Origin of the sequence: Pseudorhizobium marinum, assembly GCF_000705355.1 — a bacterium.
GTDB lineage: Bacteria > Pseudomonadota > Alphaproteobacteria > Rhizobiales > Rhizobiaceae > Neorhizobium > Neorhizobium pelagicum.
The window spans coordinates 1-26150 of the sequence record NZ_JMQK01000013.1 but is presented as its reverse complement, the minus strand read 5'-3'; the positions used below and the strand labels follow the sequence as shown (position 1 = coordinate 26150).

Genomic DNA, 26150 nt, shown 5'->3' with positions numbered 1-26150 from the left:
ACCCGGGGGTTTTTGCGTTGACGCCGTGCATGTATCTGCAACATGGAGAGTTCTCATGAATGTCCAGAAGTTCTCGGTATCCGATGCCTTGCTGGAGCGCTCGCCCGGCCAGGAAGGCGACATCTTTGCTGGCAATGTGATTGATCAGCGCCACGGCGGCCCTGTCACGATTGGCTTCGGTCGCTACGGCCCGCTCCAGAACCTTTCGGAAACCATGACCGTCCACGACACCATGGTGGTCCTCGAGGGACGGCTGACGGTCTCGACCGACTCCGCCACAGTCACCGCGGGGCCGGGTGAGGTGATCTATATGCCGCAGGGCGGGGCTGTCACCATCCGCTCTCACGAGGAAGGAGCGGTGACCGCCTATGTGACCTACCCGCATTGGCAGGAGGCGCGCGGCTGAACCTACGCTTACCGAGAGAAGGGGAAAGGCATCTGAGCCAGCAACACTTGCAGCCGAGGCGTCTCACCAGATGCAAGCTCCTCCTACAATCCCGGCATTGCCGCGATCAAGGGAGGCAGCGAGGTGTCATGCCTTCCCACACGTGACGCCGGCGTCGGAAGACGATGGTCGAGGCATGCCTCCTTGAGTGCCGAAGAATGAATCGCCCCCGGTGGAAGCCTGACCCTTGGAAGCCAGCTCACGGTCACCGTGCAGAAGGTGATGACCCCGATGGTACAGTTCTGTGGCAGTCTACGCTTTTCCTGCACGAGAAACGCTTTGATCCGATCGTTCCTGCTCCCATGCATGTCCCATGCTGACCGACACGCCATTTTCATGCGGCTGGCTCGCTTTGTAGACGTCGAAGCTGCTGTCAGTCTGATGACGTTTGCGTATGGGTGTCGGAGCAACCGGGTCGCCCGACCGCGAAGGCATGGAACGCCACCGGACCAGATTCCTTCGCGCGGAAGGGCAAGCCTGCAGGTAGCGCAGACCGCGTCGCTATCTCCGTCGCGGCAGACCGAGACAAGGATTGTGAGATTGTAAGGATGCGCGGGGAAGATACGGGCTTCGATGCCGCGTATTTGATATCACCCGGGCGGCTGGCGGCAGCAGCCCGGGGGCTCCAGCTTGCGGCCGATCTAACACGGTAGGAAATGCGGGGTGCGTTGGCCGCGACCGGAAAGGATCGTCTGCCTAAGCGACGCAATCTTGCCGTTGCCGCCTTCCTGGAGAGAACGGGCGGTCCGAAGATTAATCTGGACGCGGACATCGGGGGGCCATGTAAATCGGGCGTTGTTCATGTAGCATCCCCCTTCGACGATCACCGACGGTTGGGGCATCCTTGTTCCGATCACGTGTCTGAGCGTCTGCCGGGGCACAGGCCCCTGAAATTCACTGTCAGGGAGGTTCCACATGCCCGTTGCAATCCGCTTCACCGAGACCGGGGGGGCCGAAGTGCTGCACGCCACAGAAGTCGATGCCGTCGCGCCTGGAGCAAATGATGTTGTCATCGAACACGAAGCCATCGGCGTGAACTACCTCGACATCACCCAGAGGAACGGCGCGGTCAAGGTCCCTCTACCCTCGGGCCTGGGCCTTGAGGGTGCTGGTATCGTCAGTGCAGTCGGCTCGTCTGTGACGGACCTCAAGGCGGGGGATCGTGCCGCCTACATCCTCGGCCCCTTGGGTGCCTACTCGCAGAGCCGGACGATTTCGGCCGATAGGGTCATCCCGTTGCCGCCGGGTGTGACACCTGACATCGCTGCGACCGTCCTATTCAAGGGCATAACGGCGCAGTACCTCCTGAAGTCCACCTATCAGGTAAAACAGGGGACGGTCGTATTGCTCTATGGCGTTGGCGGAGCGCTCGGCCAGATCATGACACCCTGGGCGAAGCACCTCGGCGCGACAGTGATCGGCGTGGTCTCGAAAGGGTCGAGCGTCGACCGGGCCCGGATGCTTGGATGCGACGAAGTCCTGGTTTGGGGGGAAGGCGACCTCGCGGAGAAGGTTACCGCCTTCACGTACGGACAAAAAGCGGATGTCGTCTATGACGGCGTGGGCAAGTTGACTTTCGAAGCCTCCATCAACAGTCTGCGCCCGCGCGGCCTGATGGTTTCCTTCGGTGCCTCCACCGGTGCGCCTCCACCCGTCGAAGTTGCAATTCTTAACGCCAAGGGCTCCTTATACCTGACCCGTCCGGGGCTCGCAGCACATGCGACCGATGTCAAGGAGTACAAAGAGCGAGCCACCGACGTTCTTGATGCGGCCAGCGAAGGCATCTTCTCGACTGACTTCTGGAGGGAGTTCCCTCTCCGTGAGGCTGCCGCAGCGCATCAGGCTATAGAGAGCGGTAAATCTCGCGGCCCGGTGATACTTCGCCCGCATGGCGGGCGTGCCTGACGCATGAGAGGAATTGCATCTCCTTCAGAGATCAAAGCGACAATATGGAGCAGTTGCCACAAACCGGATTAAAGGCGCATGGCATCCCTTCGGATGCGATAGGCAGATGTAAAGTGATGTTTCTCGGCCGACGTGCGTTGGCCGACTAAGCAGGGTCGATCATGCTAACCACTCTGGCGACAATTTCGTCAATGGTGGAGGCGTCCAGCGTGTCGACATGTTTGGCAGTCCTTTGCTTCACCCGTTCCAGGATATCGAGCGCTCTTACCTGATTGCAAAGAGCCACACCGGTCGTCTTGTGGCCTGAGATATTGACGGCAAGACCGGCTTTGCGGGTGAACGCACCGCCCGTCGTAATGGGAACTGCAAGGCACATGCCGACCATATTGATTTCACGAGGGGTGATCACGACACAGCGATGGTCATCCCTCATTTCATTGCCGACAACGGGATTAAGATCGACGATAAAGACGTCGCCACGCTTTGGAATGTTGCTCCGAACCATCAGAACACTTCGTTACCAACGGGCGCGCCAACATTCCAGGAGGCCGCTTCTTTATTGAGCGCAACCATTTCATCTGCTCCTTCGAGCAGCTCGGCCAGCGTATATCTTTTCTTTCCCTGCTTCGGGGTCGCCACAAGAGACCCATTCCTGACAACCAAGGTCAATTCTGTGCCGACTTCGACGCCGAGCATCTTCAAAAGCGCGGGAGGAATGCTAAATACGGTCGCGCCGCCCTGACGGCGAATCTTTGCTGTGTTACTCATCTGATGAACTCCAGTGTGTGCTACTTAAATAGCACATTATTTGAATGCAACAAGGTACCTCGCAAGCTTCATGGATATTGTTAGCTCCTGGCTTCGCTTGAACTGTCACGCGTCGAAGCAGGCGTCTGTCGGCTGACCCATTGCGGATCTCTGCGCTGAAGCAGGAAACGGGTGGCGACTGGCGTGAGGGCGCAATAGCCATCTCCTGCATCATAAAAGGAGATGAAAATGGAACTGGCCAATAAGACTTTGATTGTCACCGGAGCCAGCAGTGGTATCGGAGCCGCTGCCGCCAGACTGTTTGCGTCCGAGGGGGCAAATGTCGTTCTGGCGGCGCGACGATCTGACGAGCTTCAATCCGTTGCCGATGACATCACCAGAGGCGGCGGCAGCGCCGTGTACCGTGCAGGTGACGTGCTGGATGAAGCCTATGCAGGTGTGCTGACCGATTTGGCCTTGGACCGGTTCGGCACGCTACATGGGGCTTTCAACAATGCAGGCGTGGTGGGTGACATGCGGGCGGTCCCTGACATGTCCATTGACAACTGGAACAGGGTCATCTCGACCAACCTGACCAGCGCCTTCTGGGCGGCCAAGGCGCAAGTTCCGGTTCTGAAGGAACGAGGCGGCGGCTCTATTGTCTTCACGTCCTCATTCGTCGGATTCAGCAACGGTGGCCTACCCGGTATGGCAGCCTATGCCGCGTCCAAAGCGGGGTTGAACGGGCTCGTCCAATCCCTTGCCGCCGAGCATGCCAGCGAGGGCATCCGGATCAACGCGCTGTTGCCCGGAGGGACAGTCACCCCCGCGGGTGGCGAAGGTAATCCTGAAGCCTTAAAGTTCGTCTCTGACCTGCATCCCATAAAACGAATGGCTTCGGCTTTGGAGATCGCACAAGCGGCACTCTTCCTTCTCTCGGATCGGTCTCGGTTCATGACCGGCAGTCCCATGATCGTTGATGGGGGCATGTCGGTCCGCCTGTTGTAGCTGATATGATTGGTGTCGCAGTTCCAGGAGCCTCCGCGACACCAAGCGGCCCGAGGCGTCAGCAGCGGCCTATTCCTCGATGTCGGCTATCGCAATCGAGGCAAAGCGAAATCAGACGAAGGCGCTCGCCAGGTCGCGGATTGTGGTGCCTGCGAAACGTGTCCTGAGGGTCGTTTCCGCGTCTGCCATGGCCTCGGCCAAGAAGGCGTTCGCCGCACTTTCGACCGGACAGGCGCTATGGTCTCTGGAAAGAGCGATTGAGAAGGCCGATCCGGCCTGCAATGCATCGTGGACCTGCTCCACCGTTATCTCGGCCGCTTCCTTGGCGAAACGCCAACCTCCGCTTCGTCCCCCTGCTGACGTCACAATCCCATGGTCCCTCAAAGCTGCCATAGTGCGCCGAACCACGACCGGATTGGTGTTCAGCATCTTTGCGATGGTCTCCGATGTCTCGCTCCCCCCCAGGAGGTGCATATGAACAAGGACGTGGAGCATGCGGGAGAGACGGGTGTCAGACATTGCGTAACTTATCGTGTTTCGGAAACTTGACGTGGCTCTTACCGTAACATAAAATGTTGCGAAACAACAGAGGAGTTCGCCATGTCGTCCCGCAAGCTGGTTGCCAATAGCCTGAACATGCACATAAAGGAAAGCGGCGAGGGACCCCTGGTTCTTTTCGTCCACGGCTTTCCGGAGACGTCCTACGCATGGAGACACCAGCTTGAGGCGCTGGCAGCGGCAGGCTTTCACGCTGTCGCACCTGATATGCGGGGTTATGGAGAGACGGACAGTCCAGCCGATATAGCTCGCTATTCGACATTTGACTTGGTGGGAGACCTTGTGGGCCTTCTCGATGCGCTTGGCTGCGAAAGCGCTGTCATCGTCGGCAACGACTGGGGAAGCACCTTGGGGTGGCAGGCAGCCCTCATGCGACCCGACCGGTTCAAAGGTGTCGTCGCAATAGGGGTGCCGATGATGGGCAATCCTCCTGTGCCGCCCACGCACTTGTTTCCGCAAACTGACGACGAACTCTTCTACACTCTGTACTTCCAGGAACCAGGGGTAGCGGAAGCGGAATTTGAGCGTGATGTTGGCTCCACACTTCGAAAGATCTTGTTCTCCGCCTCGTTCGAGGCCGGAGCACGACGGGAAGGCGATGGGACGCCAAATCCTTTCAGCATGGTGTCGTGTGCAAGGGGACTGCTCGCCTCGCTGCCGACCCCTGAGATGCTTCCTCAGTGGTTGAGTGAGGCCGACCTTGCCCATTATGTCCAGACCTTTAGCCGGACCGGGTTTGGTGGAGGTCTCAACTACTACCGCAATCTCGACGCCAACTGGAGCCTCCAGCGCTCGCTCAACGGCATGAAGATAGAGGTACCGGCGCTCTATATGGTGGGAGAGCAGGATGTTGGCCTGACCATACCGGGGATGCGCCAAATCATTGACGCAATGCCTCAGCTTGTTCCCAAGCTGACGCAGAGCCTGGTCATCCCGGATTGCGGACACTGGGCACCGCAGGAGAGGCCCCATGAGGTCAGCGCCGCCGTGATCGCTTTTGCGCAATCCGTCAATGACGGTGAGTGGCGCATCTAGCGGACCACGGCTGTTGGCCTGAGGCCATCATCGAAAGTGCCGACGGAAAATGAAAACGACTGTTGGTCGTGCCGAGTGCATGTGAAGACCCTTGAAAAACCGCTACACCCGGGCAGTTCGCACAAGCCGGAAAGTGATGCCGCGAAAATGCCCGGATCTCGAAAAGGAGGTTCGAGGGCTGCGAGCGGGGCACACCGCTTACGCCTGGGGTGACGCTATAGGCTCAAACACACCGCGGTCGCCTCCCGAGAGGGTCTGCGACTTGTCGGCGCCTGGCGTGTTTCTTCTGTTCGGCCAAGCTCGATCATCGCACTGTCGCCATGACGGCACTCTGGTCCACGCGCAGTCATGGCGGCGGTCTCCTTGGGCGAGAGTTTGTAACTGCAATGACAAGGATATCGCATGCGGGCGTTATGATGTACTAGGATTTTCCACTTCGATCTGCAGGCACATGGAAACGTCGCTCTATCTTCCCGTCAAAGGCTTTCTTGAGGAGGCAGGCTACACTGTGAAGGGTGAAGTGGGCGGCTGCGATCTGGTCGGCTTGAGCCGTGACGACCCGCCTGTCGTGGTGATCTGCGAGCTCAAACTGAGCTTCAATCTGGAGCTGATACTCCAGGCTGTCGACCGCGCGGCTGTCGCAGACGAGGTCTGGATTGCCGGGCGGGTATCGGCCAAGGGCAAGGGCCGAGAGGCCGACAGACGCTATCGCGATCTCTGCCGCAGGCTCGGGATCGGCATGCTCGGCATCTCCGATAGCGGCGCGGTCAGCGTGATCGTTGCCTCGGTATCGCCGATGCCGCGTACCAACTCGAAGCGCCGGTCGCGGCTGACGCGCGAGCACCAGCGGCGGCGCGGCGATCCGGCCCTTGGTGGAAGCACCCGCGCGCCGATCATGACAGCCTACCGCCAGCAGGCCCTCGGTTGTGCTCTGGTGCTGACATCAGGGCCGATGCGGGTGCGCGAAATCCGATCCACCATACCGGATGCGGGCAAGATTTTGCTCGCGAACGTCTACGGCTGGTTTGAACGGCTCGATAGAGGCGTCTATGGCTTGACCCCTGCCGGGCGCGAAGCACTGCTAGGATGGCCGCAGCAGGACATGCAGGCAACAATTGCCGGCTCCACCTGATTGCGACCGCCTCGATTGCTGCGACATCAACGGGCCGACGGAGCCAGCTGACCCAGACGACCTGAGGATGCCGCTGGATCACTTCAGCAGGCACTGCGTTAACCGGCATGACCGTATTTGCGCCTGAACATCGTTTCGTGAACGTGGGAAGCCTCCGGCTTCATGTGGTTCAGTTTGGACCTGCCGGCGGGCGGCCGGTCATGCTCCTGCACGGGTTCCCGGACTTCTGGATCGGCTGGAGGCGGCAGATTGATGCGCTCGCATCTGCAGGCTACCGGGTGATCGTTCCGGACCAGAGGGGTTACAACACCAGCGACAAGCCCCGCGGAGTGCGCGAATATGCCCTGCCCAGGCTTATCGGTGATGTCGTCGCACTCGCCGACGCGCTCGCCGTGGAAAGGTTTCATCTGGTCGGCCATGACTGGGGAGGCATTGTGGCCTGGGCAACAGGCGCGACGCTGCCTCATCGCCTGGACAAGCTTGTCATCCTGAATGCGCCCCATCCCGAGGTGTTGCTTGCCCATGCTGTGCACTCTCCGACGCAGTTCCTGCGCAGCAGCTACGTGGCGTTCTTCCAGATCCCCCTGTTGCCGGAAGCTGTCCTGGGGTCTCGTCGATCGGCCTTGCTGGTCCGAGCGCTCAGGGGTTCCAGCCGGCAAGGCGCGTTCGAAGAAGAAGATATCGTGGAATATCGGCATGCCTGGGAGCAACCGGAGGCGCTCTCGAGTATGTTAAACTGGTATCGCGCCTTACCCTTTCGCCCAAGTTTGAAAGCGCGGATTGTGACGCCGACCCTTGTCATCTGGGGGCTGCAGGACAAAGCTCTCGAGTTCGGGCTGGCGCAGCGCAGCCTCGCTCTTTGCGAAGATGGCAAGCTGGAGGTTTTCGCCCAGGCGACGCATTGGGTTCACCGGGAGGAAAGCGGCGCAGTCAACGCCGCGCTTACGGCCTTCCTCGACGGTTGAAGTCTCGCGTCCAAAGATGCTTCCCTTGCTACTCGACAACCCGGTCCGACAGCCTCAGGCGCAGGGTCACAACCTCCTGACAAGGGGAACGCGTCAGCCGTCAGATCGCAGCCGAGCTGGCCGAGCAGCAGGGGCAACCGTGCCGATTGCCGGTCTTCATCGGAAGCCGATTAGCGACGTCTAAAAAACCTGCGCCCGACCGGCTTGACTCTTTTCCGCGATGAGAACAGAAGAGGAACGTCAACTGTTTTGGAGCAGGAAGTCCTGTACACCGCGAACCTGAGGAGGTCCGTGAACGATGTCGCGTGTCCACAATTCTCGGGTCATCGACGAGCTCAGGGACCGGATAGCCGGTCTTGAGGGGCGCGGGTCGAAGAACGCGGCCGTGCTGCCCTTTGGCGTTTGCCAGATCGACGAGCGGCTGCCCGGGGGAGGTCTCGCCTACGGCGCCCTGCACGAGATCGCAGGCGGCGGCACCGGCACGGTGGACGGGGCGGCGGCAGCATTGTTTGCCGCGGGAATAGCGGCGAGGGCCAATGGCAAGGTGTTGTGGTGTCTGACCAGGCCCGACCTGTTTGCCCCTGCGCTGTCGCAGGCAGGGCTGCATCCGGACCGGGTGATTTATTGCCAGGCTGACAAAGAGGAGGACGTCCTGGCCTCCATGGAAGAGGGACTGTCATTCGGCGGCTTGGCTGCCGTCGTCGGCGAGCTTGTCCGTCTGCCCATGACCGCCTCCCGCCGCCTCCAGCTTGCGGCTGAGAAGACGGGGACAATCGGTCTGGTCGTTCGTCGGTGGCGGCGACAGACGGAGGCATCGGACTACGGCAATCCCACGGCGTCCTCCACCCGATGGCGGGTGAGCGTGCTGCCGTCGGAGCCATTGCCGGTGGCGGGAGTCGGCAGGGCGCGATGGCTGGCCGAACTGATGCGTGTGAAAGCAGGCGAGTGTGCTGAGTACGAAATTGGAGCCTGTGATGCCAAGGGTCGCGTGTGTCTACTTCCCGTATCTGCCAACGGACCGGATCAGACGGCATGGAGAGGCAACCATGCCGTCTGACCAACCGCTCGTCGTCATCTCCCGGTCGGGAACAAGGCGCTGGGTGTCTGCCATCGATCGGGCTGCCCGTGACGTAGGCCTGCGGGTCGGCATGCCCGCCAGCAAGGCGCAGGCGATCATCGCCAACCTCACCATGATCGATGCCGATCCGGCCGCGGATGCCGCAGCCCTTGAGAGGCTTGCACTCTGGGTTCTGCGGCAATACAGCCCTGTTGTCGCCGTGGACGGGACCGATGGCATTGTCATCGACACGGAAGGCGCCGACCACCTTCGCGGCGGCGAGATGATGATGGTCTCCGGCCTGGTGAATTCGCTTCGCGGCCGTGGACTGACGGCGCGGGCGGCGGTGGCGGATACCTGGGGAGCGGCGCATGCGCTGACCCGCCTGACGGCGGCTGAAACAACGGTGGTTCCCGTCGGTGGGTTGAGCAAGGCCGTCGTCGGACTGCCGATTGATTGCCTGCGCCTGCCAGCGGATACGATCCAGGGTCTGCGCGTCCTGGGTGTCGAAACCGTCGGCGAATTGTCGGCGATGCCGCGGGCGCCGCTGACATTGCGCTTCGGTCCTGAGGTCGCACGACGGCTCGACCAGCTTTTTGGCCGCGTCGCCGAGCCGATCGAACCCTTGCGGACGCCGGAAACCGTCGCGGTCTCACGCGACTTCCAGGACCCGATCGGGGCGGCCGAGACGATCCAGAAATACGTTCACCGCCTGGCCCGCCAGCTGAGTGCCGAGCTTGAAGGACGGGGCCTTGGCGTGCGCCGTTCGGACCTGGTCATCCATCGCGTCGACAACACGAGGCAGTGTCTGCGCGCCGGACTTGCAAAGCCTGTTCGCGATCCCGCCCGTCTTGCCAAGCTTCTGTGCGACCGCATCGAAAAGATCGAACCGGGCTTTGGTATCGAGAAGATGGTGCTCGTGGCGGTGATGGCCGAACCGCTGCAAGAGAAGCAGACGACGGCCTCTCTGATGGAGGAACAGGTCGTCGACGTGACACCTCTTATCGACATCCTGGGCAACCGGGGGCAGCGCCTCTATCGCATGACGCCGGTTGCCTCGGACGTCCCCGAGCGGTCGGTAACCCGGATCGCGCCAACGGCGGACGCGACCGGAGCCGACTGGGCGGCCAGATGGCCGCGTCCGTCGCGGCTTATGGCAAGACCGGAAGCAATCGAGGTTATGGCCCTGCTTCCTGACCAGCCACCGGCCGTGTTCACCTGGCGTGGCAAGCGCCGCCGCGTCAAAAGGGCAGATGGGCCTGAACGCATCTTCGGCGAATGGTGGACGCGTCCCCGGGAGATGCAGGCGGTACGGGATTATTTCGTTGTCGAGGACGAGCAGGGCGAGCGGTACTGGCTCTATCGCGCCGGTGACGGGGTCGATCCGGAAACCGGCTCGCATCGCTGGTTCATACACGGGGTCTTCGGATGAGGTATGCCGAGCTCCAGGTCACGACACACTTCAGCTTTCTGCGCGGAGCAAGTTCCGCCGCGGAGCTGTTCGCCACGGCCGCGGCTCTTGGCATCCATGCCCTTGGGATCGTCGACAGGAACTCGCTGGCCGGGATCGTCCGCGCCTGGGAGGCTGCCAAGGCCACGGGCATTCGCCTTGTGGTCGGTTGCCGTCTCGACCTTGCCGACGGCATGTCACTTCTGGTCTACCCGATCGATCGCCCGGGATACTCGCGGCTCACCCGGCTGTTGTCGCTCGGCAAGGGCCGGGGTGGCAAGGGAAAATGCCGCCTCGATATCACCGACGTCGCCACCTACAGCGACGGGCTGATCGCCATTCTCATTCCCGACGAAGCTGACGATATCTACGCGGGACAGCTGCGGAAGGTGGCCGCAATCTTCGGCGACAGGGCCTATGTCAGCCTGTGCCTGCGTCGCCGGCCCAACGACAGGCTGCGCTTGCACACGCTGTCGAACATGGCCGCCAGGCACAAGGTGAAGACCGTCATCACCAACGATGTCCTGTTCCATGATCCAGGACGCCGACAGCTTCAGGATATTGTAACCTGCATTCGAAATCGCACGACGATCGACAGCGTCGGTTTCGACCGCGAACGGCATGCGGACCGCTTCCTCAAGGCACCCGAAGAAATGCACCGCCTGTTTGGCGAGTACCCGGAGGCGCTGGCGCGGACGGGGGAGATCGTAGAACGCTGCTGCTTCGACATGAGCGAGCTGCAGTACCAGTACCCGGAGGAAGCCATCGTCCCTGGCCTCGATGCGCAGCAGTCGCTGACCAGGTTCGCCTGGCAAGGTGCGAAAGAGCGATATCCCGAAGGCGTACCGGACAAGGTTCGAAAGGCGATCCTGCACGAGCTCGATCTCATCAGGACGATGAACTACGCCCCCTATTTCCTGACGGTCTATTCGATTGTCCGCTTCGCCCGGTCGAAGGGCATCCTCTGCCAGGGGCGCGGGAGCGCGGCCAACTCGGCGGTCTGCTACTGTCTCGGGATCACCTCGATCAACCCCGAAACCGCAGACCTGCTGTTTGAACGCTTCGTCTCGATGGAGCGCAACGAGCCGCCGGACATCGACGTCGATTTCGAGCACACCCGCCGCGAGGAGGTCATCCAGTGGATTTTCGAGACCTACGGGCGCAGCCGCTCGGCGCTGTGTTCCACCGTCACCCGCTACCGGACAAAAGGCGCGCTGCGCGATGTCGGCAAGGCTTTGGGCCTTTCGGAAGACCTCATTTCGCAGCTTTCCTCGGGGGTCTGGGGCTGGTCGAAAGACGGCATCGGCGACAAGCAGCTCAAGGAGAACAACGTCAACACGTCGGACTACCGCCTGCGCCTGGCGTTGGACCTGGCAACGCAGCTGATGGGCGCGCCACGCCACCTCGGCCAGCATCCGGGCGGGTTCGTCCTGACGCAGGACAGGCTCGATGACCTGGTGCCGATCGAGCCGGCGACGATGAGGGACAGGCAGGTGGTCGAGTGGGACAAGGATGACATCGAAGCCTTGAAATTCATGAAGGTCGACGTGCTGGCACTGGGCATGCTGTCGTGCATGGCACGGTCGTTCGAGCTCCTGGCCGAGCACAAGAACGAGCCGATGAGCCTTGCGGACGTGCCCCAGGAGGACCAGAAGACCTATGCGATGATCAGGCGGGCCGACACGCTCGGGACGTTCCAGATCGAGAGCCGGGCGCAGATGGCGATGCTGCCGCGGCTGAAGCCCAGGACGTTCTACGACCTGGTGGTTCAGGTCGCGATCGTCCGTCCGGGCCCGATCCAGGGCGACATGGTGCATCCGTATCTTCGCCGCCGGGAGGGCAAGGAGAAGGTCGAGTACCCGACGCCTGAACTCGAGGCGGTGCTGGGCAAGACACTCGGCGTGCCGCTGTTTCAGGAATCGGCGATGAAAGTCGCGATGGTTTGCGCCGGGTTCAGCGCCGGCGAGGCCGACCAGCTGCGGCGGGCCATGGCCACCTTCAAGTTCACCGGCGGGGTCACCCAGTTCAAGGACAAGCTGGTCAGCGGGATGGTGAAGAACGGCTACAGTGCCGAATTCGCCGAGCGAACGTTCACGCAGCTGGAAGGCTTCGGGTCATACGGCTTTCCTGAAAGCCATGCCGCCAGCTTTGCGCTTGTCGCCTATGCCTCGTCCTGGATGAAATGCCATCACCCCGAGATCTTCTGCGCTGCTCTGATCAACAGCCAGCCGATGGGGTTTTATTCCGTCGCGCAGATCGTCACCGACGCGCGGCAGCACGGGGTCGAGGTCAGGCCCGTCTGCGTCAACGCGTCAAGGTGGGACTGTACTCTGGAGCGCATCGAGAATGCGGACCGTTTCGCGGTGCGGCTTGGCCTGCGGGTGATAAGGGGCCTGGCTGCCAATGATGCGGCACGAATCGTGCTGGCGCGGGCAGGTGAGCCGTTCCAGAGCGCCCACGACGTGTGGCGACGTTCGGGTGTTTCGACAGCCTCCCTGGTCAACCTCGCCAAGGCAGACGCCTTCTTGCCGTCCTTGGGACTGGAGCGCCGGGAGGCACTGTGGAACATAAAGGCCTTGCGCGATGAGCCTCTCGAACTTTGGGCTGCGGCCGCCGAGCGTGAAGCAAAAACGGTTGCGGAGGTGCAAGAGCCGGATGTCGTCCTGAAGTCGATGACGGAGGGCAGGAAGGTCGTCGAGGACTACACAAACACCGGGTTGACCTTGCGGGCGCACCCGATGTCCTTCCTCCGGAACGACCTCGGGAAGAAGCGGATCGTGACCTGTGCCGAGGCGATGGGCGAGCGTGACGGCAGGTGGCTATGGACGGCGGGGCTGGTTCTGGTGAGACAGCGGCCGGGATCGGCCAAGGGCGTCATGTTCCTGACCCTGGAGGACGAGACAGGCGTGGTCAACGCCGTTGTCTGGCCAAGTCTTTTCGAGAAGCAACGCCGGGTTCTGATGACCGCCAGCATGATGGGTATCCACGGCCGCATCCAGCGTGAAGGCGATGTTGTCCATCTCGTCGCGCAGCGCCTGTTTGATTTCTCGAGCGATCTTTCCAGCCTCGGCGCACGGGAAGGGCAGTTCCCTTTGACGCATGGCAGGGGCGACCAGGTCAGGCATGGAGGTGGCCCTGATCCGCGCGACAACGCCAAGCCGGTGGTGCAGGTAAGGGACATTTACATTCCAGATCTCCACATCGACACACTGAAGGTGAAATCACGGAACTTTCATTAGCCCTGGCATGGGCGACCCGGATCAGAGCGGGTCGGCCCCAGAAAGGGATCGAGCGGATCCCTCCGGTTTTTTCGCGGCAAGGATCTTGAAGGCGCAATTTTTAAAAACCAAATCGATACCATCGGCAGCCTTGAGAGGTGCCGACAATTCCGGAGACGGATGCTTCTGGCGGCGTCTCCGATCCATGTTGCTTTACGGAGGATATGGTCATGAGAACGGCAGCTTTCCTATACTGCAGCCTCCAACGCTCTCCACAGCGTGGAAGAGAGATTGGCGCGTTGGTTGCTCATGTGCGACGACCGCATCCAGGGAGGCGAGCTTCGGCTGACCCATGAGTACATTTCCGTCATGCTGGGTGTCCGCCGCCCCAGCGTCACGACGGCACTGCATGTCCTGGAAGGAAGCCGTTTTATTCGAGCGGAGCGTGGCCTGATCACCATGCGCGACCGCAAGGCAATGGAGGAGTTTGCGGGCGAAGCCTACGGTAAACCGGAGCAATATTACCATAACCTGATGGGGAAAGCCCTGCGACCGCCTGCGGGCGGGAGCAGCTGAGCTATGCCGGATAGTTATTTCAGGTGAACAGTCCGGGCCTTCTCGCCCGCGCGCGATTGGTCGGCTTCGCCATAGTACTGGCTTCTGAAGAGCCGCGAGCTGGAGGCGAGGACTGCGATTTCGGCCAGCCGTCTCGGATCCATCAGACCACGGCTGTAGAAGCTGAAGACGATGCTGGCCAGATGCTGGCGTTCATCTTCACGGGTGGTTCCGGCGGCTTTCGCCGCTATCTGTACGGCCTCCCGGAGCATCGCCACATCAGTCCTGTCGAGTGCAATTGAATTCCATGTATGATGCAGGGGCATCAGCTTCCCTCCACTGGTTTCAAGCAACGGTTAACCTAACAGGCCGGCCTCATCATTTCAGGGTGCGTACGAAATCGTACGGCTTTGCAATATCCGCGCGTCTTGCTGAAGCGGCGACTGAGCGGCGCTGACGGTGTTCTGGCCGTTGCCGATGTGGAGCCGCGGCTATCTTGTGGATGAAACCTTCTTTTGCAGGTGGCGAAACTTATCTCGCAGGCGAAAGTTATGTACGGTATCGCACATACTGACGTGTCTCATACTGGATCGAGCTGCACATTGCCAAGTTTCGGAACTCCGGTCCTGGTGGTCGAGGATGAGGCAATAATCCTCATCAACATAAGCGATGAGCTGACGGCCCTTGGATTTCATGTTTATGAAGCCAGCAATGCAAGAGCGGCCATGGACCAACTTCTTTTGCACCCGGATATCAAAGTGCTTTTTACGGACATTGATATGCCAGGTGACATGGATGGCCTACTCCTCGCCAAAATTGTCCGCGGGCGCTGGCCACCGATCAAGATCATCATAACATCCGGGAAGCATTGCTTCACCAGCGGTGAGCTTCCGATGGTCGGGCGCTTTATTCCCAAACCCTATGATCCTTCGTCCGTCGTATCCGCAATAGACGAGTTGCTAGCTGCTTGAGAAGCCCCAACTCTGTAGCCGTAACCTTGCAAGACGATATTGTGGCCACTATACTGGCTGTCGCCGTCCGAAGCGGCCATACCGTTCTGGCTGGCGATAGCTACAGTGGTGCCGTTATCACTGGGGCCGGTGTAGCGCCCAGCGTCAAAGGCAATGGTAGCTAACGGCCCTTCCACCCGACAAGGGCGCAAGTCTGGCTGAGATCAGCAGCCACTTTCCCATGGGCATCGATTCGAAGATGCTCGACGATGAGAGGTTCGTTCCCAGTCCGGCGGCCATCATGAGAGGATCGAAGCGGACCGTCCGCGCGCCTTCAGCACTGCATTTTGCAAAGGGCTCGGCTGCTCACCGTCCAGGTTCGCCAGGGGCTGCGCCACGGGTGTCGGTTCGCGGACGCTTGCGACGTCATAGCATTCGCAGCGCCAACTGATGGTGGGCGAGCGGCAAGTTTCTGACTGCGCCCTCGGCTCCGCAAGCGGTTCGCCGTGACGCCGGGTTGAACGTTTGCCGGCACTTGTGCCCGCGACACGCTCCGGAGATCCGGAACCCTCACATTGAAGAGGTTTGGTAAGCTGGAGGTGCTTGAGCGGACAGCGCAATCCACACATGGCGCGAAGCTAAAGACGCCCATCAGTCCTTGCCTGTCGCCGGCAGATGGGCTCTCTACGAGTAACCAATTTACCAAAGATTCGGGCAGGTAGGTCTGCCGGTTGTGATAGGAGCCGCTGTTGCAGAGTCTTAAAAATGGACGATGGCTGAATGAGCCCAGGGAAGCAAAAGCATCGGATGGCGAGCTTTCCGTAACGACTGACGCCAACACCGATTTTTGGCGAGAGACCCACTATGGCTTTGTCCGCGACAACGGTCACTTCTACGCACTCCAGGCCGAAGGTGATTTCACCGCTCAGGTTCGAGTCCAGGCCTGTTTCGAACATCTCTATGATCAGGCAGGACTCATGGTCCGGCTTGACGAAAGTCGGTGGATCAAAACCGGGATCGAGTTCTCGGATGGATATGGCTTACTCGGCAGTGTGCTGACGGATGGCGCCTCTGATTGGGCCACGGGGCGATATGTCGGCAATTCATCAGATTTCTGGATAAGGGTGACCGTCCAGAACGGCGTTCTGAGGATACAAGCATCAGGCGATGGACAGACTTGGCCACTGGTCCGCCTCTGCCCCTTCCCGAAGTCGGATCGTTATCTCGTCGGCCCCATGTGCTGCACTCCCGAACGTGCTGGGTTGGAGGTGAAGTTCAGTGAGTGGCAACTCGGGCAGGCCTTCGGCAAAGACCTTCACGACTTGTCGTAGTCGCCAGAGCGCTTGACCGGGGCTTCGCGGATTGCATCGAATGGCAATCTTGCAGATGTCCTGCCAGAGGCTGGAAAGCCCCCCCCCCGCGATGTATATGGTCACCATGATCGGCGTGTTTTTGTTCCAGCGCGTCTTCGCCCGCCAACGTTGTGATCGCGAACAGGACGTAGATGAGCGACGCGTCCTGTTATTCATGGCCAAAAAGATGGGCTCACAGCTACCTGCAGCCCAAGGAGTGTGGAGTTCATAGATGCTTCAGAGGAGAACAGCAGACACCCGAAAGCGGGAGGAAGCTGCGTGATGCATATGTTTTGGCAGTAGGCGCTTAGCCGAGGAACTTCGCGAAACGCGCATCTTGCATTCGAATTTCTGGCTTGCTCCACAATGGCGAGAAAACCGCAGATGAAGCAGACAGATCTCCGATCGAAACGGGCCACTGCGCTTCACCGAAGTGTCGCGGACGCCGAGACGCCCAAGAGGCGCAAAGGGTTTTTCGACGGCGCTCCGACAGCAAAGGCGGGCAAGACAGAGATGACGTCGATTGCGCGGTAGGACCATCAGGTGGCAAGCCTGGTCAAGACGGATCCAGGCACTACGGGGACTGATTGTCCGAATATGGCAATCGACGGCTTGTGGCGCCTGCCAGAAGCGTCGCGTGGCCGGAATGATCCGGCCGCCCAGCAATCATCGCGTCGGCGTCGCAAGCCCTAGTCTGCTGTTGCAGACGGGGCGGGCCGAAACACGGGCCGTGGCTTTTTGCCGACTTTGATGCCCAGCTCCCGGTTCAGTTTTTTCTGCGCGAGCTTGCGAGTGCGGCGAATTCCCTCCGCTTTCTCGCGGGCCCGCTTTACCGATGGCTTTTCATAATGCTCACGAAGCCGCATTTCCCTCAAAATGCCCTCCTGCTGGAGTTTCTTCTTGAGGTATCGCAGCGCCTGATCGACGTTGTTGTCACGCACGAGAATTCGCAAGGTTATCTCCTGAAGGCGATGGCACGCAGCAGCATTCCATACTCCCGTTGCAGCGGTTGGCAAGCATTGAATGCGCCTGCCTTGCACTTTAGATCCGCCGGTCGATGCCGCATGGCTATGGAGCCGGCATCGGTGACGCTGTCGGTATTTTGGCCTACAAGAAAGCCAATTACATCGGAACTGCGTGCGTGGTCGGCACCTGAGGAACATCCTGCTGCAGTTGGACGGGACAGCCAGGCTGCCACGGTGTCAGTTCTCACGGATTAGAAGCATGGCGACATGTCAGTAGACCGATGCGACGGCGTGCGCGCGAAACTGGCCTCCGTCGTCCATGTGCTTCGCCATCAGCGGCGTGCTCATGATGAAGATCGCCAGCGCAAGAACAAATGCAGAGCCAAGGAACGTCATTGGCGGCTTCCTTCGGTGAAACTCCCGCCAAAATACGCAGCTCCATTTGATCCGACCTGAACACAGGTGGTTGACCACGGCCGAGTGCCGCGGTGAAGACCGCGCCGCGTGGTAAGAATTGCCCGGCCTTAAAGGGCGCCTGACAATGAAAGCTGATCGCGGTCATGCTCGCCGAGGCGGCCAAGGTCGTCGCAAAGGCTAGGATTGTCCTGGTGCTCTTGAGCGCAGGGCGATCACCAGGATTGGTGGGGATTGTTGGCTAGGCAATCTGACCGCAAATCGCCGGCGTGAGAGTTGCCGCCAGGGGTGTTTAGGCTGGCGCATGCAGAAATGGTCCTCCGTAGAACCGGCACAGCGCACTTGCCGCTAACGGTGCGCCATGATGGCATCGATGTCTTGATCCCTGTTATCACCGACGACCTTGTAGCCCTTCTTCGAAAGATTGACACAGACCAGCAGATCCACGCCGTGGTCGAGTAGCGAGGCTCGGTCAATCGAAGTCGCCAGTTCTGCCGAGTTCAGATCACTTTCGATGAGGTGGAATGAAGTGGTTTCAGACCAACGCATTCCCGTCGTGAGGGATTGGATTGCGGTGTTCACGGAGTCGTATCGCTCCTCATAAGAGCCGATGACGGTGGTTCTGTCCGCAATGCGGAACGACACCATGAAGACTGACATTCGCTTCCCTCTGCTATTTGCCACCAATGCATCGAATATTCGCGAGTCGCCAGCAACCATCTACAACATACATGAGAACATGTTGATATGCAGACATGTCGGTTTGCCGCGGCCGCCACCAGCTGGCGGAGGCTCGAACTGCTCACTGCTGCCCGGTGGGGCGCAATCCGGTTCATCGAGAAGGCCTGTACATGGCACTGCGCTACAAGCCCCAGCACAACACGCTCTACAAGGACAAGCGAGGGCCCGGTCTTCGGGAGCGGGTCTTCCTCACGGACAACTACCTCTGCCAGTGGCCAGGCTGCGACAAGCTCGTCATCGGTAAGGGCAGGGAGGCAGACAACGCTCCGGTGGCTCACAATCCACCCAACCACGCCATGGGACCGGAGGCAAGCATGCACACCGAAGACATGGAGTTCGCTCTCGCCTACTGTCGCACCATGGCTCCACAACCGAAGGCCATCGGGTGCGGGCTGAAGGGTATCAATACCAAGGAGATGGTCATCGACCACTAGCTATCCAACGCCATCACCGGCGGTGTATCCATCGCCAGGGAAAGAGGCATGGATTTGGTAACCAAGCGACAACCAGATGGCAAAGCCTAAGCCGCCTCGCACACGGAGACCTCGTCCAGAAAAGGGATGAACAGCTAGTCGTTGCCGTAGGGCAATGATGCCACCTTAAGCAAGTTGTCAGTGCCCGCCAGCCTTCGACACGACGTTTATCAGCAGAACGCCTACGATGATGAAGCCAATCCCGATGACAGCCGCCAGATCCAGCTTCTGGTGAAACCAGAGTTGGCCGATCAATGCGACCAACACCACCCCGGCACCGGACCAAGTAGCGTAGGCGATGCCGATCGGGATCACTTTCAGGGTGAGCGAGAGGAAGAAGAAAGCAACTCCGTAGCCGATCACCACGATCAGGCTTGGAACCGGCTGTGTGAACCCTTGCGAGGCCTTCAACGCACTGGTGGCGACCACCTCACCGACGATAGCAAGTCCGAGAAAAAGAAAATTCAACATGGCGGGCTCCGGGTTGGCTCCTCCTTTAAGCAACAAGCGGAAGGACGGTCACGCGCAATTTTTCGTGTGGCGCCATCCCAGGCGAGAATGAAGGGGCAAGGGTGACCACATACAGCCCCATCCCATCAAATGTTGGCCTCCTTTGGTTCTGCACTCGCGCCCCCAAACACTTTCGATCAGTGTAAGCCGGACCCAGCTAGGGGTACGGGAACCCGGATGAGACGCGATGCTACCGCGGCGACCTGAAGACCTGGGGCGAATACGCGGCCATCCCGAGAAAGGCGCGCTCCGCGATCTGATCGACCAGCTGGCTAGCGGTCTCGTCCGCGCATGCCGCTGGACAGGCCAGTAATATGGTCAGCCAGGTAGCGGCCGTTATCCGTCATACGCGAGCATATGCCCGCAGGCGCAACTGGGCCTTTGGCGGTCGATCGGTCGAGGGTCAGACCAGGCGCCATTGTTGTGCGACCTTGTGGCCGAGTCTCGCTTCGAGGTGCGAGCCATCCGGCAAGCGATCGCGGCAACCCCACGCGTCCAGGGCGGCTCCGCATCCGGTTCTGGCGGCCGCGGAGATTGGCTCGTCATCCCCCTCTGCCTGGGCGAGGAACAAAATCAAATGGGCAGCTCCATTATCGGGCATGGGAGCAGCGGAGTTTACCTCTGGTTAACTGGAACCATTAGCTGTTTCTCAAAGTCCTTCAGGCAGCGTGTGAACAGCTGAGGCGGAGACCTCGGTTGATGCTGTTTAATTCAACGGAGTAAAACTCATGATGAAGCTTTTTGCCCGCTTCCGCAGCGACGAGTCGGGCGCAACTGCAATCGAATACGGGCTGATTGCCGCCCTCATTTCTGTCGCCCTCATTGCTGGCGCCTCCACTCTCGGAAACTCGCTGGACAATGCCTTCAAGGGCGTTGCCGGCAAGATGGACGACGCTACCAACAAGGGTACGACACCAGCACCTTCGGCTGGCGGTTAAGGATTTCGCAACATGCGCCTTCTAAGGTGCATCAGCTAACTCCAGCACAGGGGTTGGTCAGCAAGAACTAGAAGCCGAGCTTTGCTTGATAGCGATGCTCGGTCTTTTTCGTCGTCCAATTATCCCGCACATCAAATGTCCGGGTATAGCATCGGTGAGATCTATAAAAGACTACTGATATCAATAGCGTTGGCGGAGGAGGCGTCCACAGGCGCAACTGGACCTTTGGCGGTTGATCGGCCGCGGGTCAGATCCTGCGCCATTGTTGGCGGTTGATGAAGTCAGCCAGATGCGCAGCCGGCATCGGTTTTGCCAGCGCATATCCTTGCAGCACGTCACAGCCCAGGTCGCGCAGAATCCCAACATGGGCACCGGTTTCCACACCCTCTGCCACGACGCAGATGCCGAGGGAGTGACCGATGTCGATGATGGAGCGCAGCAGCTGCCGCTGTTCGGTGGAGTCGACAATGCCCTTGACCAGCTCACGGTCGATCTTGAGCGCGTCCGGGGCCGTTTTCAGAAGGCTCACGATCGATGCGTGGCCGGTGCCGAAGTCGTCAATCTCCAGCGCGATGCCAAGATCACGCAGGTCAGCCAGCCGCTGCAGGATCTGCGCGTCGCACTGGTCGAGGAAGATGGATTCGAGCAATTCGAAAGACAGGGTCCCCGGTTGGAAGTCGAGGGTGCGCAGGTGTTTCATCAGGGCGGGATCGGACAGGCGGCGGTAGGAGACATTGACCGAGACCTTCGGAATGTTGAGGCCCAGCCTCTGCCAGCGTCTGAAGTCGTCGAGTGCAGCACTCAACATCATGGCGTCAATCTCGGCAACGACTCCAAGCTCTTCTGCCACAGACAGGAACGCGTCCGGCCCCAGAAGCCGGCCATCGGGGGTGGCCCAGCGTGCAAGCGTTTCGACGCCGTCCACCTCCAGCGAGTCTGCCCGAAACTGCAACTGATAGAACGGGATGAATTCGCGCTGTTCAAGCGCGGCGAGGATTTCGTCGGCGGTCTTCTTGTTGCTGACAATCTCCCGATAGGTCTGGGCGGAGAAGAACTCGTGCCGATTGCGGCCATTCTTCTTGGCGCGGTAGAGGGCGATATCGGCGTTGAGGAGAAGTTGTGCCGCATCCCCTTGTCCCCGCTGTTGGCAGGCAATGCCGATGCTGGCGCCGATGCGGCAAAGGTTGCCATTGCGCACCACCGGCTTGCTCAGTTCGCCAATGATCCTTTCGGCCAGTTCGCCCAGCCCTTTTGCCGGTCCGCGAAAGTGACGCATGATCACGAATTCATCACCCCCGACGCGCGCCACGAAATCGACCGCGTCTGTACAATGTTTCAGGACCTCGGCGACATAGGTGAGGAGGCTATCGCCGGTTACATGGCCCAAGGTGTCATTGATGTGCTTGAACCTGTCGAGATCGACGTGAAGAACGGCGACGTCGCCTTGTTCGCCTCCAGGTCCCATCCAACGTCGAAGCGCAGCGTCCAGATACCGCCGGTTGGGCAGACCCGTCAGGTCGTCGTGCAGGGCGCTGTACTCGATCTCCTGACGGGCAGCCTCGAGCGCCGCGCTTCTGGCTTCGGCCAGATCCTTTGCACGCTCCAGTTCCCGCCGCAGCAGGACCTCTTCGGTGACATCCCAATTGGCACCTACCATCCTGGACTGGCCGTCGTGGTCGACGAAACGCTTGCTGTAGCTTTTGATGATACGTTCACGGCCATCGTCAAGCCGGATGCGATATTCGTCGGCGAAGGGTTCCACGCTGCCCGCATGGTCCTCCACTGTCCTGGTCGCGCGCGGCAGATCATCGGGATGAACCCTGCTTTCCCACAGGCCGCCAATGGCAATTCTGCCGCTGTCCGGGACCCCGTAGATGGTGAACATCCGCTCGTCCCATTCCGTCTCTCCCGTGGTGAAATTGGCTTCGAACACGCCGATCCCGGAGATGTCGAGCGCCATCTCCAGCCTTCGGGCGTTGCGAGAGGCCGCCTCTTCAGAGGCCTTTCGCTCCGTGATATCGGTATCGGTGCCGACGACACGGGTGGGTCGGCCATCAGCGTCCCATGCCACGGCCGCGCCCCGACATTCAATCCACACCCAGTGACCATCCTTGTGCCGTTCCCGGTAGTCGAAGACGGCATAGGCGGGATCTCCCGCAGCCTGTTTGTCCATCGCGACCATGACCTTGGCGCGGTCATGGGGGTGGACGTTCTCAAGCCATTCAGCCGTGCTTGACGGCAGGGGATCGTCGGGCCCAAGGCCGCGCATCTTGTACCAGGTGGGCGAGTAATATTTATCTCCCTTGCCCCAGTTATGATCCCAGACCCCAAGCTCGGAGGAGATCAGGGCGTGATTCCACCGGCTTTCACTGAAGGTAAGATCGTCGGCGGCATCGGCTCGTGGGTGGATGTCCAGGGGAAGCAGGAGGACGGCTGCAGCCGGGGCCATGCCGGGCGGCAGGGGAGACGCCGCGACCTGCACATGGCGCAGCTTGCCGTTCACCTTAACAACCAGCTCTTCGGGCGACGGATTGCCCATGGCCACACGGCGCACCCCGACAAGGACGCGCTGCCGGTCGTCATTGTCGATCAGATCGAGGAAGGATGGCCCCGATCCCGTGTTGGGCCCCGCCTTCGAACCCGTCTTGGGCCATGCCGAATGGAAGGCCTGATTGACGGCGACCGTCTCGCCATCCGCCGTGACAATGGCCAGCGGCAGGGGAAGCCAGTTCATCACCTCGGGCATGTCATGCCTGCCGGCCACCGCGGATTGAACAGTTGAGGGAATCGGGGGCCGAGCTTGCATGGCGAAGTCCGCGTGGTCGTTCTTTCCACCTTAGAGGCGCCTAATTAAAGGTGCCTTAATTGATGCTGCTGGCAACCCAGCAGCATCAGGTGGTTCCCGTTACGCGGGGCACGTCGCCCACCAAAAGGTCTGGCCCCAGGCGCAAGGCGATATTGCCGCCTGAGCCGCTGACGTTTGCAGGGGTTGGTCATGCGTAAGCGATCCAGCCTCGAAAGCTGAACGCCTGATAGAACTGCGCAACATCCGTGAACCCGGCGTCGTGCAAATGGGCCTGTTCGTCCTCGGGCGCGTCGATGAAGAGCCTCTTCATCATCCCAATTCGGGCCGCGTCCCACTTGTCCATTCCGGGACCAGCGCCAAACGCGATGTGCCTTTCCATCCAGAGCGAGCGATCCGGCTCCCTTTGGGGAAAGCTGACATGGGCGAGGACCAGGGGGGATCCTGGAGACAGCCGATGACGAATGCCACGAAGCGTCTCCATCCTCTCCTCCGGAGAGATGTGATGAAATACCAGCAGGCAGACGGCTCCATCGAACGGACCTTTGGGGGCGGCTTGGATATTGCCCTGGCAAAGGCGGATCCGGCTGGAATGGCAGGATGTCGTCTGTTGCGCCAGTGCCAGCATGTCCGAGGATGGATCGACACCGTCAAAGGACCAACCCGCATGCTGCTGCGCAAGCGCCCTCAGCTCCAGGCCGCCACCTGCTCCGACAACGAGAACGCGTCCCTCCTCTGCAATCCGCTCTGCCAGAAGCAGCCCCGTCATCCGATGCAGGTCGTCCAGACCGGGAACCTGACGCCGGGTTGCTTCGATGTAACCTGCCTGTCGTCCGTCGAATCTAGCCATGGGCGATACCGCCGGACATCAATGAACGGTGGGCAGCGACCCCTGCGAGGTTTTCATCGGCGACGGCCAGGGCAACGGAGGCCGTCGCCCGTACGGCATCGCCGCACGCGAAGACGCCAGCCAAGCTGGTCTCCTTCATCGCATCGGTCCTGATGATGGAGCCGAGCGGTGTTTCATCAAAGTCAAGGCCAAGCTGCTGCGGGAGCGAGGTCGTTGTCTTGAATGGAGCGAGCGCGAACAGCCCCGAGAATGACAGCGTGCGACCATCGGCAAGCTCGACATCGGCGTCGGCGTCACCCCTGATGGATTTCACAAGACTGCGTTCAACGGCGACGCCACGGGCTGCGAGTGCTGCCAGTTGATCGGCGTGCGGATCGAAAGCCTGGTTGAGGAGCAAGGTCGTTGGACCCCAGTCAGGCAGCATCAGCGCCTGGTGGAGGGAAAGTTCGGAGCCGGCGATCACGCCGATTCTGCCCTGGTTCAGCTCGTAGCCATGGCAGTAGGGGCAATGAAAGACGTGTCTGCCCCACCGTTCCTTCAAGCCCTCGATCTCCGGAAGGATGTCGGTGACGCCGAGAGCCAGGATCAGCCGGCGCGAAGCGTGACGCCAGGCGCCACCCGTCACTTCGATATGTTGACTTGCCGGCTCCCGGTTCTTGGCCAGCTGTACGCCATCGGCTCGACCGGCCAGCCAGTCCACCGTCGCATAGTTCATTACCTGGGCCCGCGCCTGGGCTGCGATGACGGCGGGGTCGACGCCGTCCTGGGTGATGAAGCCATGCGAGTGGGAGGCAAACCGGTTGCGCCTGAGACCCTCGTCGACGATGAGCACCCGGCGCCGGGCGCGGGCCAGTTGAAGGGCTGCTGATAATCCGGCGTAGCTTCCGCCGATGATGATGACGTCGTAGATGGTGTCGCGCATGACCGCCTCCTGTTCACGCAACAACATAAGTGGCATGACCGGCGGATGTCAACACTCAAGGCACTTCGATTGTGTCGTGAGCGCCGGTTGTGCTATGGCAGCGCCAGGAACTTCACAAAGAGGAACGATAATGAGGCAAGACAGCCGGCTTTCACGCATGCTGCACGTCTTGATCCACTTGGGGCGATATGATGGGGCCATGACCTCAGAGATGATCGCCGGCATGCTCGGCGCCAACCCGGTTGTGATTCGACGGACCCTGGCGGGTCTGCGCGACGAGGGCTATGTGGTTTCAGTGAAAGGGCACGGCGGTGGCTGGAGGCTTTCTCGTCCTCTTGAGGAGCTGACGCTCCTCGACATCTACCACGCCGTCGGAGAACCCTCCATCTTTGCGGTCGGACCTGCATACGACATGCCCGGTTGCCAGATCGAGCAGGCGGTCAACGCGACGCTCAAAGATGTCTTCAACGAGGCGGAGGAGCTCCTGCGCACAAGGTTCGCTGATGTCACCCTTGCTGACGTGGCCGAGGGATTCCCCGACCCTGGACAACACGGTGGCAAGCAGTGCGCATCTTGATCAAGGTGAGCGCTCACCCATCCCTGCAGCCAAGCCGGGTTCGTCGTCTGCACAGTCATCCGGCAGGGAACCGGCTCGCTTAATTTCCACAGACGAGGTGGAGACGTCATCCCACGTCGCTGCTGACCCGCAAGCTCTGATACCTGCAGCGGCCCATCGTCTTCATCTGGTCGCTCCAGGTTGCGTCAAAGACGGACGCGTCGATCATCGCTTCGGCCCGAAGTGCCGCATCGTCGCGTTCATCGAACTGAGCGCGAGTCGGCCGCTTCGAATGGGAGCAATGGCTGCCAAGAAATGCGATCGAAGAAGACGACCGGGCCTTTCGCGCTCATGCCTCCCGCACGTGACCGGCGTCGATTGGCAGCGGGCTGGCAGATCACGGCGCCGCTTTTGCAGACAGCCGTCAGGAGAACCGTCGTCGTGCGTTTCCCCGACGCACCTCGCTGCGGCATCACGAGGCGAGCCATGCATGAAAAATGGCCGGGTTCGGCCTTCGTTCGATGCAGCATGCGGACATGCTGGCCTACCGTGGCGGAGAGACCGTGAGCTCTCCGCCACGGCAGGCTCAAGGATCAGGTGC

The 26150-nt window shown here is 60.5% G+C and carries 25 protein-coding genes and 1 pseudogene; 15 read left to right on the top strand and 11 right to left on the bottom strand.

Annotation, left to right across the window (positions count from 1 at the left end):
* The first annotated feature begins 55 nt into the window (after positions 1-55).
* Both EO99_RS0115925 and EO99_RS0115920 read left to right on the top strand, forming a co-directional pair.
* Positions 56-406, top strand: coding sequence for an ethanolamine utilization protein (locus EO99_RS0115925; RefSeq protein ID WP_029619617.1), 351 nt, complete (start codon positions 56-58; stop codon positions 404-406).
* A gap of 954 nt (positions 407-1360) precedes the next feature.
* Positions 1361-2350 carry a quinone oxidoreductase family protein gene (locus EO99_RS0115920; protein WP_029619616.1) on the top strand — a complete coding sequence of 330 codons (990 nt, stop codon included), beginning with the start codon at positions 1361-1363 and terminating at the stop codon, positions 2348-2350.
* 145 nt (positions 2351-2495) lie between these two features.
* On the opposite strand, the gene mazF is transcribed toward EO99_RS0115920, so the two are convergent.
* Both mazF and EO99_RS0115910 read right to left on the bottom strand, forming a co-directional pair.
* A complete protein-coding gene (gene mazF, locus EO99_RS0115915) occupies positions 2496-2855 on the bottom strand; it encodes a type II toxin-antitoxin system toxin MazF (protein WP_029619615.1) in 360 nt (119 codons plus the stop codon).
* Positions 2855-3118 (bottom strand): AbrB/MazE/SpoVT family DNA-binding domain-containing protein, encoded by a 264-nt coding sequence (locus EO99_RS0115910; protein WP_029619614.1) that lies wholly within the window; start codon positions 3116-3118, stop codon positions 2855-2857. Before EO99_RS0115910 ends, mazF begins: the two co-directional genes overlap by 1 nt.
* 228 nt (positions 3119-3346) lie before the next feature.
* Here EO99_RS0115910 and EO99_RS0115905 point away from each other — a divergent pair, with 228 nt between their 5' ends.
* Positions 3347-4105, top strand: coding sequence for an SDR family oxidoreductase (locus EO99_RS0115905; protein ID WP_029619613.1), 759 nt, complete (start codon positions 3347-3349; stop codon positions 4103-4105).
* A 111-nt stretch (positions 4106-4216) separates the two neighbouring features.
* Here the strand turns inward: EO99_RS0115905 and EO99_RS0115900 are convergent, their stop codons facing one another.
* On the bottom strand, positions 4217-4624 hold the full coding sequence (locus tag EO99_RS0115900; RefSeq protein ID WP_029619612.1) for an RrF2 family transcriptional regulator: 408 nt from the start codon (positions 4622-4624) through the stop codon (positions 4217-4219).
* Between the two features lie 81 nt (positions 4625-4705).
* Between EO99_RS0115900 and EO99_RS0115895 the strand changes: the two genes are divergently transcribed.
* The 7 genes and pseudogenes from EO99_RS0115895 to EO99_RS0115865 form a co-directional block, all read left to right on the top strand.
* Positions 4706-5698: an alpha/beta fold hydrolase gene (locus tag EO99_RS0115895; protein WP_029619611.1), complete on the top strand. Its 993-nt coding sequence runs from the start codon at positions 4706-4708 to the stop codon at positions 5696-5698.
* A gap of 451 nt (positions 5699-6149) precedes the next feature.
* Entirely contained in the window at positions 6150-6830 is a 681-nt protein-coding gene (locus tag EO99_RS0115890; protein WP_029619610.1) for a DUF2161 domain-containing phosphodiesterase, read from the top strand.
* A gap of 107 nt (positions 6831-6937) precedes the next feature.
* Complete coding sequence (locus tag EO99_RS0115885) at positions 6938-7795, top strand: alpha/beta fold hydrolase (RefSeq protein ID WP_029619609.1); 858 nt, start codon at positions 6938-6940, stop codon at positions 7793-7795.
* Between the two features lie 298 nt (positions 7796-8093).
* Complete coding sequence (locus EO99_RS0115880) at positions 8094-8852, top strand: ImuA family protein (protein WP_029619608.1); 759 nt, start codon at positions 8094-8096, stop codon at positions 8850-8852.
* Positions 8770-10284, top strand: coding sequence for a DUF6504 family protein (locus EO99_RS0115875; protein ID WP_029619607.1), 1515 nt, complete (start codon positions 8770-8772; stop codon positions 10282-10284). Before EO99_RS0115880 ends, EO99_RS0115875 begins: the two co-directional genes overlap by 83 nt.
* On the top strand, positions 10281-13541 hold the full coding sequence (locus EO99_RS0115870) for an error-prone DNA polymerase (protein ID WP_029619606.1): 3261 nt from the start codon (positions 10281-10283) through the stop codon (positions 13539-13541). The genes EO99_RS0115875 and EO99_RS0115870 overlap by 4 nt, the downstream gene beginning before the upstream one ends.
* A gap of 219 nt (positions 13542-13760) precedes the next feature.
* A pseudogene (locus EO99_RS0115865) lies at positions 13761-14096 on the top strand (Crp/Fnr family transcriptional regulator); the annotation flags it as partial.
* Positions 14097-14110: 14 nt separating this feature from the next.
* Here the strand turns inward: EO99_RS0115865 and EO99_RS0115860 are convergent.
* Entirely contained in the window at positions 14111-14401 is a 291-nt protein-coding gene (locus tag EO99_RS0115860; protein ID WP_156034839.1) for a hypothetical protein, read from the bottom strand.
* 225 nt (positions 14402-14626) lie between these two features.
* On the opposite strand from EO99_RS0115860, the gene EO99_RS0115855 reads away from it, so the two are divergent.
* Both EO99_RS0115855 and EO99_RS0115850 read left to right on the top strand, forming a co-directional pair.
* Positions 14627-15046, top strand: coding sequence for a response regulator (locus EO99_RS0115855; protein WP_081852096.1), 420 nt, complete (start codon positions 14627-14629; stop codon positions 15044-15046).
* Between the two features lie 728 nt (positions 15047-15774).
* The gene (locus EO99_RS0115850; protein ID WP_029619602.1) at positions 15775-16356 is read left to right on the top strand and encodes a DUF1349 domain-containing protein; all 582 of its coding nucleotides are present in this window, start codon (positions 15775-15777) and stop codon (positions 16354-16356) included.
* Between the two features lie 710 nt (positions 16357-17066).
* Here EO99_RS0115850 and rpsU read toward each other — a convergent pair.
* The 3 genes from rpsU to EO99_RS0115825 form a co-directional block, all read right to left on the bottom strand.
* Entirely contained in the window at positions 17067-17330 is a 264-nt protein-coding gene (gene rpsU, locus EO99_RS0115835) for a 30S ribosomal protein S21 (protein WP_029619600.1), read from the bottom strand.
* A 282-nt stretch (positions 17331-17612) separates the two neighbouring features.
* Positions 17613-17738 (bottom strand): hypothetical protein, encoded by a 126-nt coding sequence (locus EO99_RS28455; protein WP_268871302.1) that lies wholly within the window; start codon positions 17736-17738, stop codon positions 17613-17615.
* A 366-nt stretch (positions 17739-18104) separates the two neighbouring features.
* On the bottom strand, positions 18105-18416 hold the full coding sequence (locus tag EO99_RS0115825) for a hypothetical protein (RefSeq protein WP_029619599.1): 312 nt from the start codon (positions 18414-18416) through the stop codon (positions 18105-18107).
* 191 nt (positions 18417-18607) lie between these two features.
* Between EO99_RS0115825 and EO99_RS0115820 the strand changes: the two genes are divergently transcribed.
* Positions 18608-18931: a hypothetical protein gene (locus tag EO99_RS0115820; protein WP_029619598.1), complete on the top strand. Its 324-nt coding sequence runs from the start codon at positions 18608-18610 to the stop codon at positions 18929-18931.
* Between the two features lie 177 nt (positions 18932-19108).
* On the opposite strand, the gene EO99_RS0115815 is transcribed toward EO99_RS0115820, so the two are convergent.
* On the bottom strand, positions 19109-19441 hold the full coding sequence (locus tag EO99_RS0115815) for a DMT family transporter (RefSeq protein ID WP_029619597.1): 333 nt from the start codon (positions 19439-19441) through the stop codon (positions 19109-19111).
* Positions 19442-20208: 767 nt separating this feature from the next.
* Here EO99_RS0115815 and EO99_RS0115805 point away from each other — a divergent pair.
* Positions 20209-20418, top strand: a complete 210-nt coding sequence (locus EO99_RS0115805; RefSeq protein WP_029619596.1) for a Flp family type IVb pilin — start codon at positions 20209-20211, stop codon at positions 20416-20418.
* Between the two features lie 247 nt (positions 20419-20665).
* Here EO99_RS0115805 and EO99_RS25805 read toward each other — a convergent pair whose 3' ends face one another.
* From EO99_RS25805 to EO99_RS0115790, 3 genes are all read right to left on the bottom strand, one after another.
* Complete coding sequence (locus tag EO99_RS25805) at positions 20666-22957, bottom strand: sensor domain-containing protein (RefSeq protein ID WP_235776849.1); 2292 nt, start codon at positions 22955-22957, stop codon at positions 20666-20668.
* 454 nt (positions 22958-23411) lie between these two features.
* Positions 23412-24071 carry a class I SAM-dependent methyltransferase gene (locus tag EO99_RS0115795; protein WP_029619595.1) on the bottom strand — a complete coding sequence of 220 codons (660 nt, stop codon included), beginning with the start codon at positions 24069-24071 and terminating at the stop codon, positions 23412-23414.
* Positions 24064-24993, bottom strand: a complete 930-nt coding sequence (locus EO99_RS0115790; RefSeq protein ID WP_029619594.1) for an NAD(P)/FAD-dependent oxidoreductase — start codon at positions 24991-24993, stop codon at positions 24064-24066. The genes EO99_RS0115795 and EO99_RS0115790 overlap by 8 nt, the downstream gene beginning before the upstream one ends.
* Positions 24994-25123: 130 nt before the next feature.
* Between EO99_RS0115790 and EO99_RS0115785 the strand changes: the two genes are divergently transcribed.
* The gene (locus EO99_RS0115785; protein ID WP_051679901.1) at positions 25124-25570 is read left to right on the top strand and encodes an Rrf2 family transcriptional regulator; all 447 of its coding nucleotides are present in this window, start codon (positions 25124-25126) and stop codon (positions 25568-25570) included.
* The last annotated feature ends 580 nt before the right edge of the window (positions 25571-26150 follow it).

Bases quoted from the DNA above. Each gene is read 5' to 3' on its own strand.
- EO99_RS0115925 (WP_029619617.1), top strand. From the start codon at position 56: ATGAATGTCCAGAAGTTCTCGGTATCCGATGCCTTGCTGGAGCGCTCG.
- EO99_RS0115920 (WP_029619616.1), top strand. From the start codon at position 1,361: ATGCCCGTTGCAATCCGCTTCACCGAGACCGGGGGGGCCGAAGTGCTG.
- mazF (WP_029619615.1), bottom strand. From the start codon at position 2,855: ATGGTTCGGAGCAACATTCCAAAGCGTGGCGACGTCTTTATCGTCGAT.
- EO99_RS0115910 (WP_029619614.1), bottom strand. From the start codon at position 3,118: ATGAGTAACACAGCAAAGATTCGCCGTCAGGGCGGCGCGACCGTATTT.
- EO99_RS0115905 (WP_029619613.1), top strand. From the start codon at position 3,347: ATGGAACTGGCCAATAAGACTTTGATTGTCACCGGAGCCAGCAGTGGT.
- EO99_RS0115900 (WP_029619612.1), bottom strand. From the start codon at position 4,624: ATGTCTGACACCCGTCTCTCCCGCATGCTCCACGTCCTTGTTCATATG.
- EO99_RS0115895 (WP_029619611.1), top strand. From the start codon at position 4,706: ATGTCGTCCCGCAAGCTGGTTGCCAATAGCCTGAACATGCACATAAAG.
- EO99_RS0115890 (WP_029619610.1), top strand. From the start codon at position 6,150: ATGGAAACGTCGCTCTATCTTCCCGTCAAAGGCTTTCTTGAGGAGGCA.
- EO99_RS0115885 (WP_029619609.1), top strand. From the start codon at position 6,938: ATGACCGTATTTGCGCCTGAACATCGTTTCGTGAACGTGGGAAGCCTC.
- EO99_RS0115880 (WP_029619608.1), top strand. From the start codon at position 8,094: ATGTCGCGTGTCCACAATTCTCGGGTCATCGACGAGCTCAGGGACCGG.
- EO99_RS0115875 (WP_029619607.1), top strand. From the start codon at position 8,770: ATGCCAAGGGTCGCGTGTGTCTACTTCCCGTATCTGCCAACGGACCGG.
- EO99_RS0115870 (WP_029619606.1), top strand. From the start codon at position 10,281: ATGAGGTATGCCGAGCTCCAGGTCACGACACACTTCAGCTTTCTGCGC.
- EO99_RS0115860 (WP_156034839.1), bottom strand. From the start codon at position 14,401: ATGCCCCTGCATCATACATGGAATTCAATTGCACTCGACAGGACTGAT.
- EO99_RS0115855 (WP_081852096.1), top strand. From the start codon at position 14,627: ATGTACGGTATCGCACATACTGACGTGTCTCATACTGGATCGAGCTGC.
- EO99_RS28455 (WP_268871302.1), bottom strand. From the start codon at position 17,738: ATGACGTTCCTTGGCTCTGCATTTGTTCTTGCGCTGGCGATCTTCATC.
- EO99_RS0115825 (WP_029619599.1), bottom strand. From the start codon at position 18,416: ATGTCAGTCTTCATGGTGTCGTTCCGCATTGCGGACAGAACCACCGTC.
- EO99_RS0115820 (WP_029619598.1), top strand. From the start codon at position 18,608: ATGGCACTGCGCTACAAGCCCCAGCACAACACGCTCTACAAGGACAAG.
- EO99_RS0115815 (WP_029619597.1), bottom strand. From the start codon at position 19,441: ATGTTGAATTTTCTTTTTCTCGGACTTGCTATCGTCGGTGAGGTGGTC.
- EO99_RS0115805 (WP_029619596.1), top strand. From the start codon at position 20,209: ATGATGAAGCTTTTTGCCCGCTTCCGCAGCGACGAGTCGGGCGCAACT.
- EO99_RS25805 (WP_235776849.1), bottom strand. From the start codon at position 22,957: ATGGGCAATCCGTCGCCCGAAGAGCTGGTTGTTAAGGTGAACGGCAAG.
- EO99_RS0115795 (WP_029619595.1), bottom strand. From the start codon at position 24,071: ATGGCTAGATTCGACGGACGACAGGCAGGTTACATCGAAGCAACCCGG.
- EO99_RS0115790 (WP_029619594.1), bottom strand. From the start codon at position 24,993: ATGCGCGACACCATCTACGACGTCATCATCATCGGCGGAAGCTACGCC.
- EO99_RS0115785 (WP_051679901.1), top strand. From the start codon at position 25,124: ATGAGGCAAGACAGCCGGCTTTCACGCATGCTGCACGTCTTGATCCAC.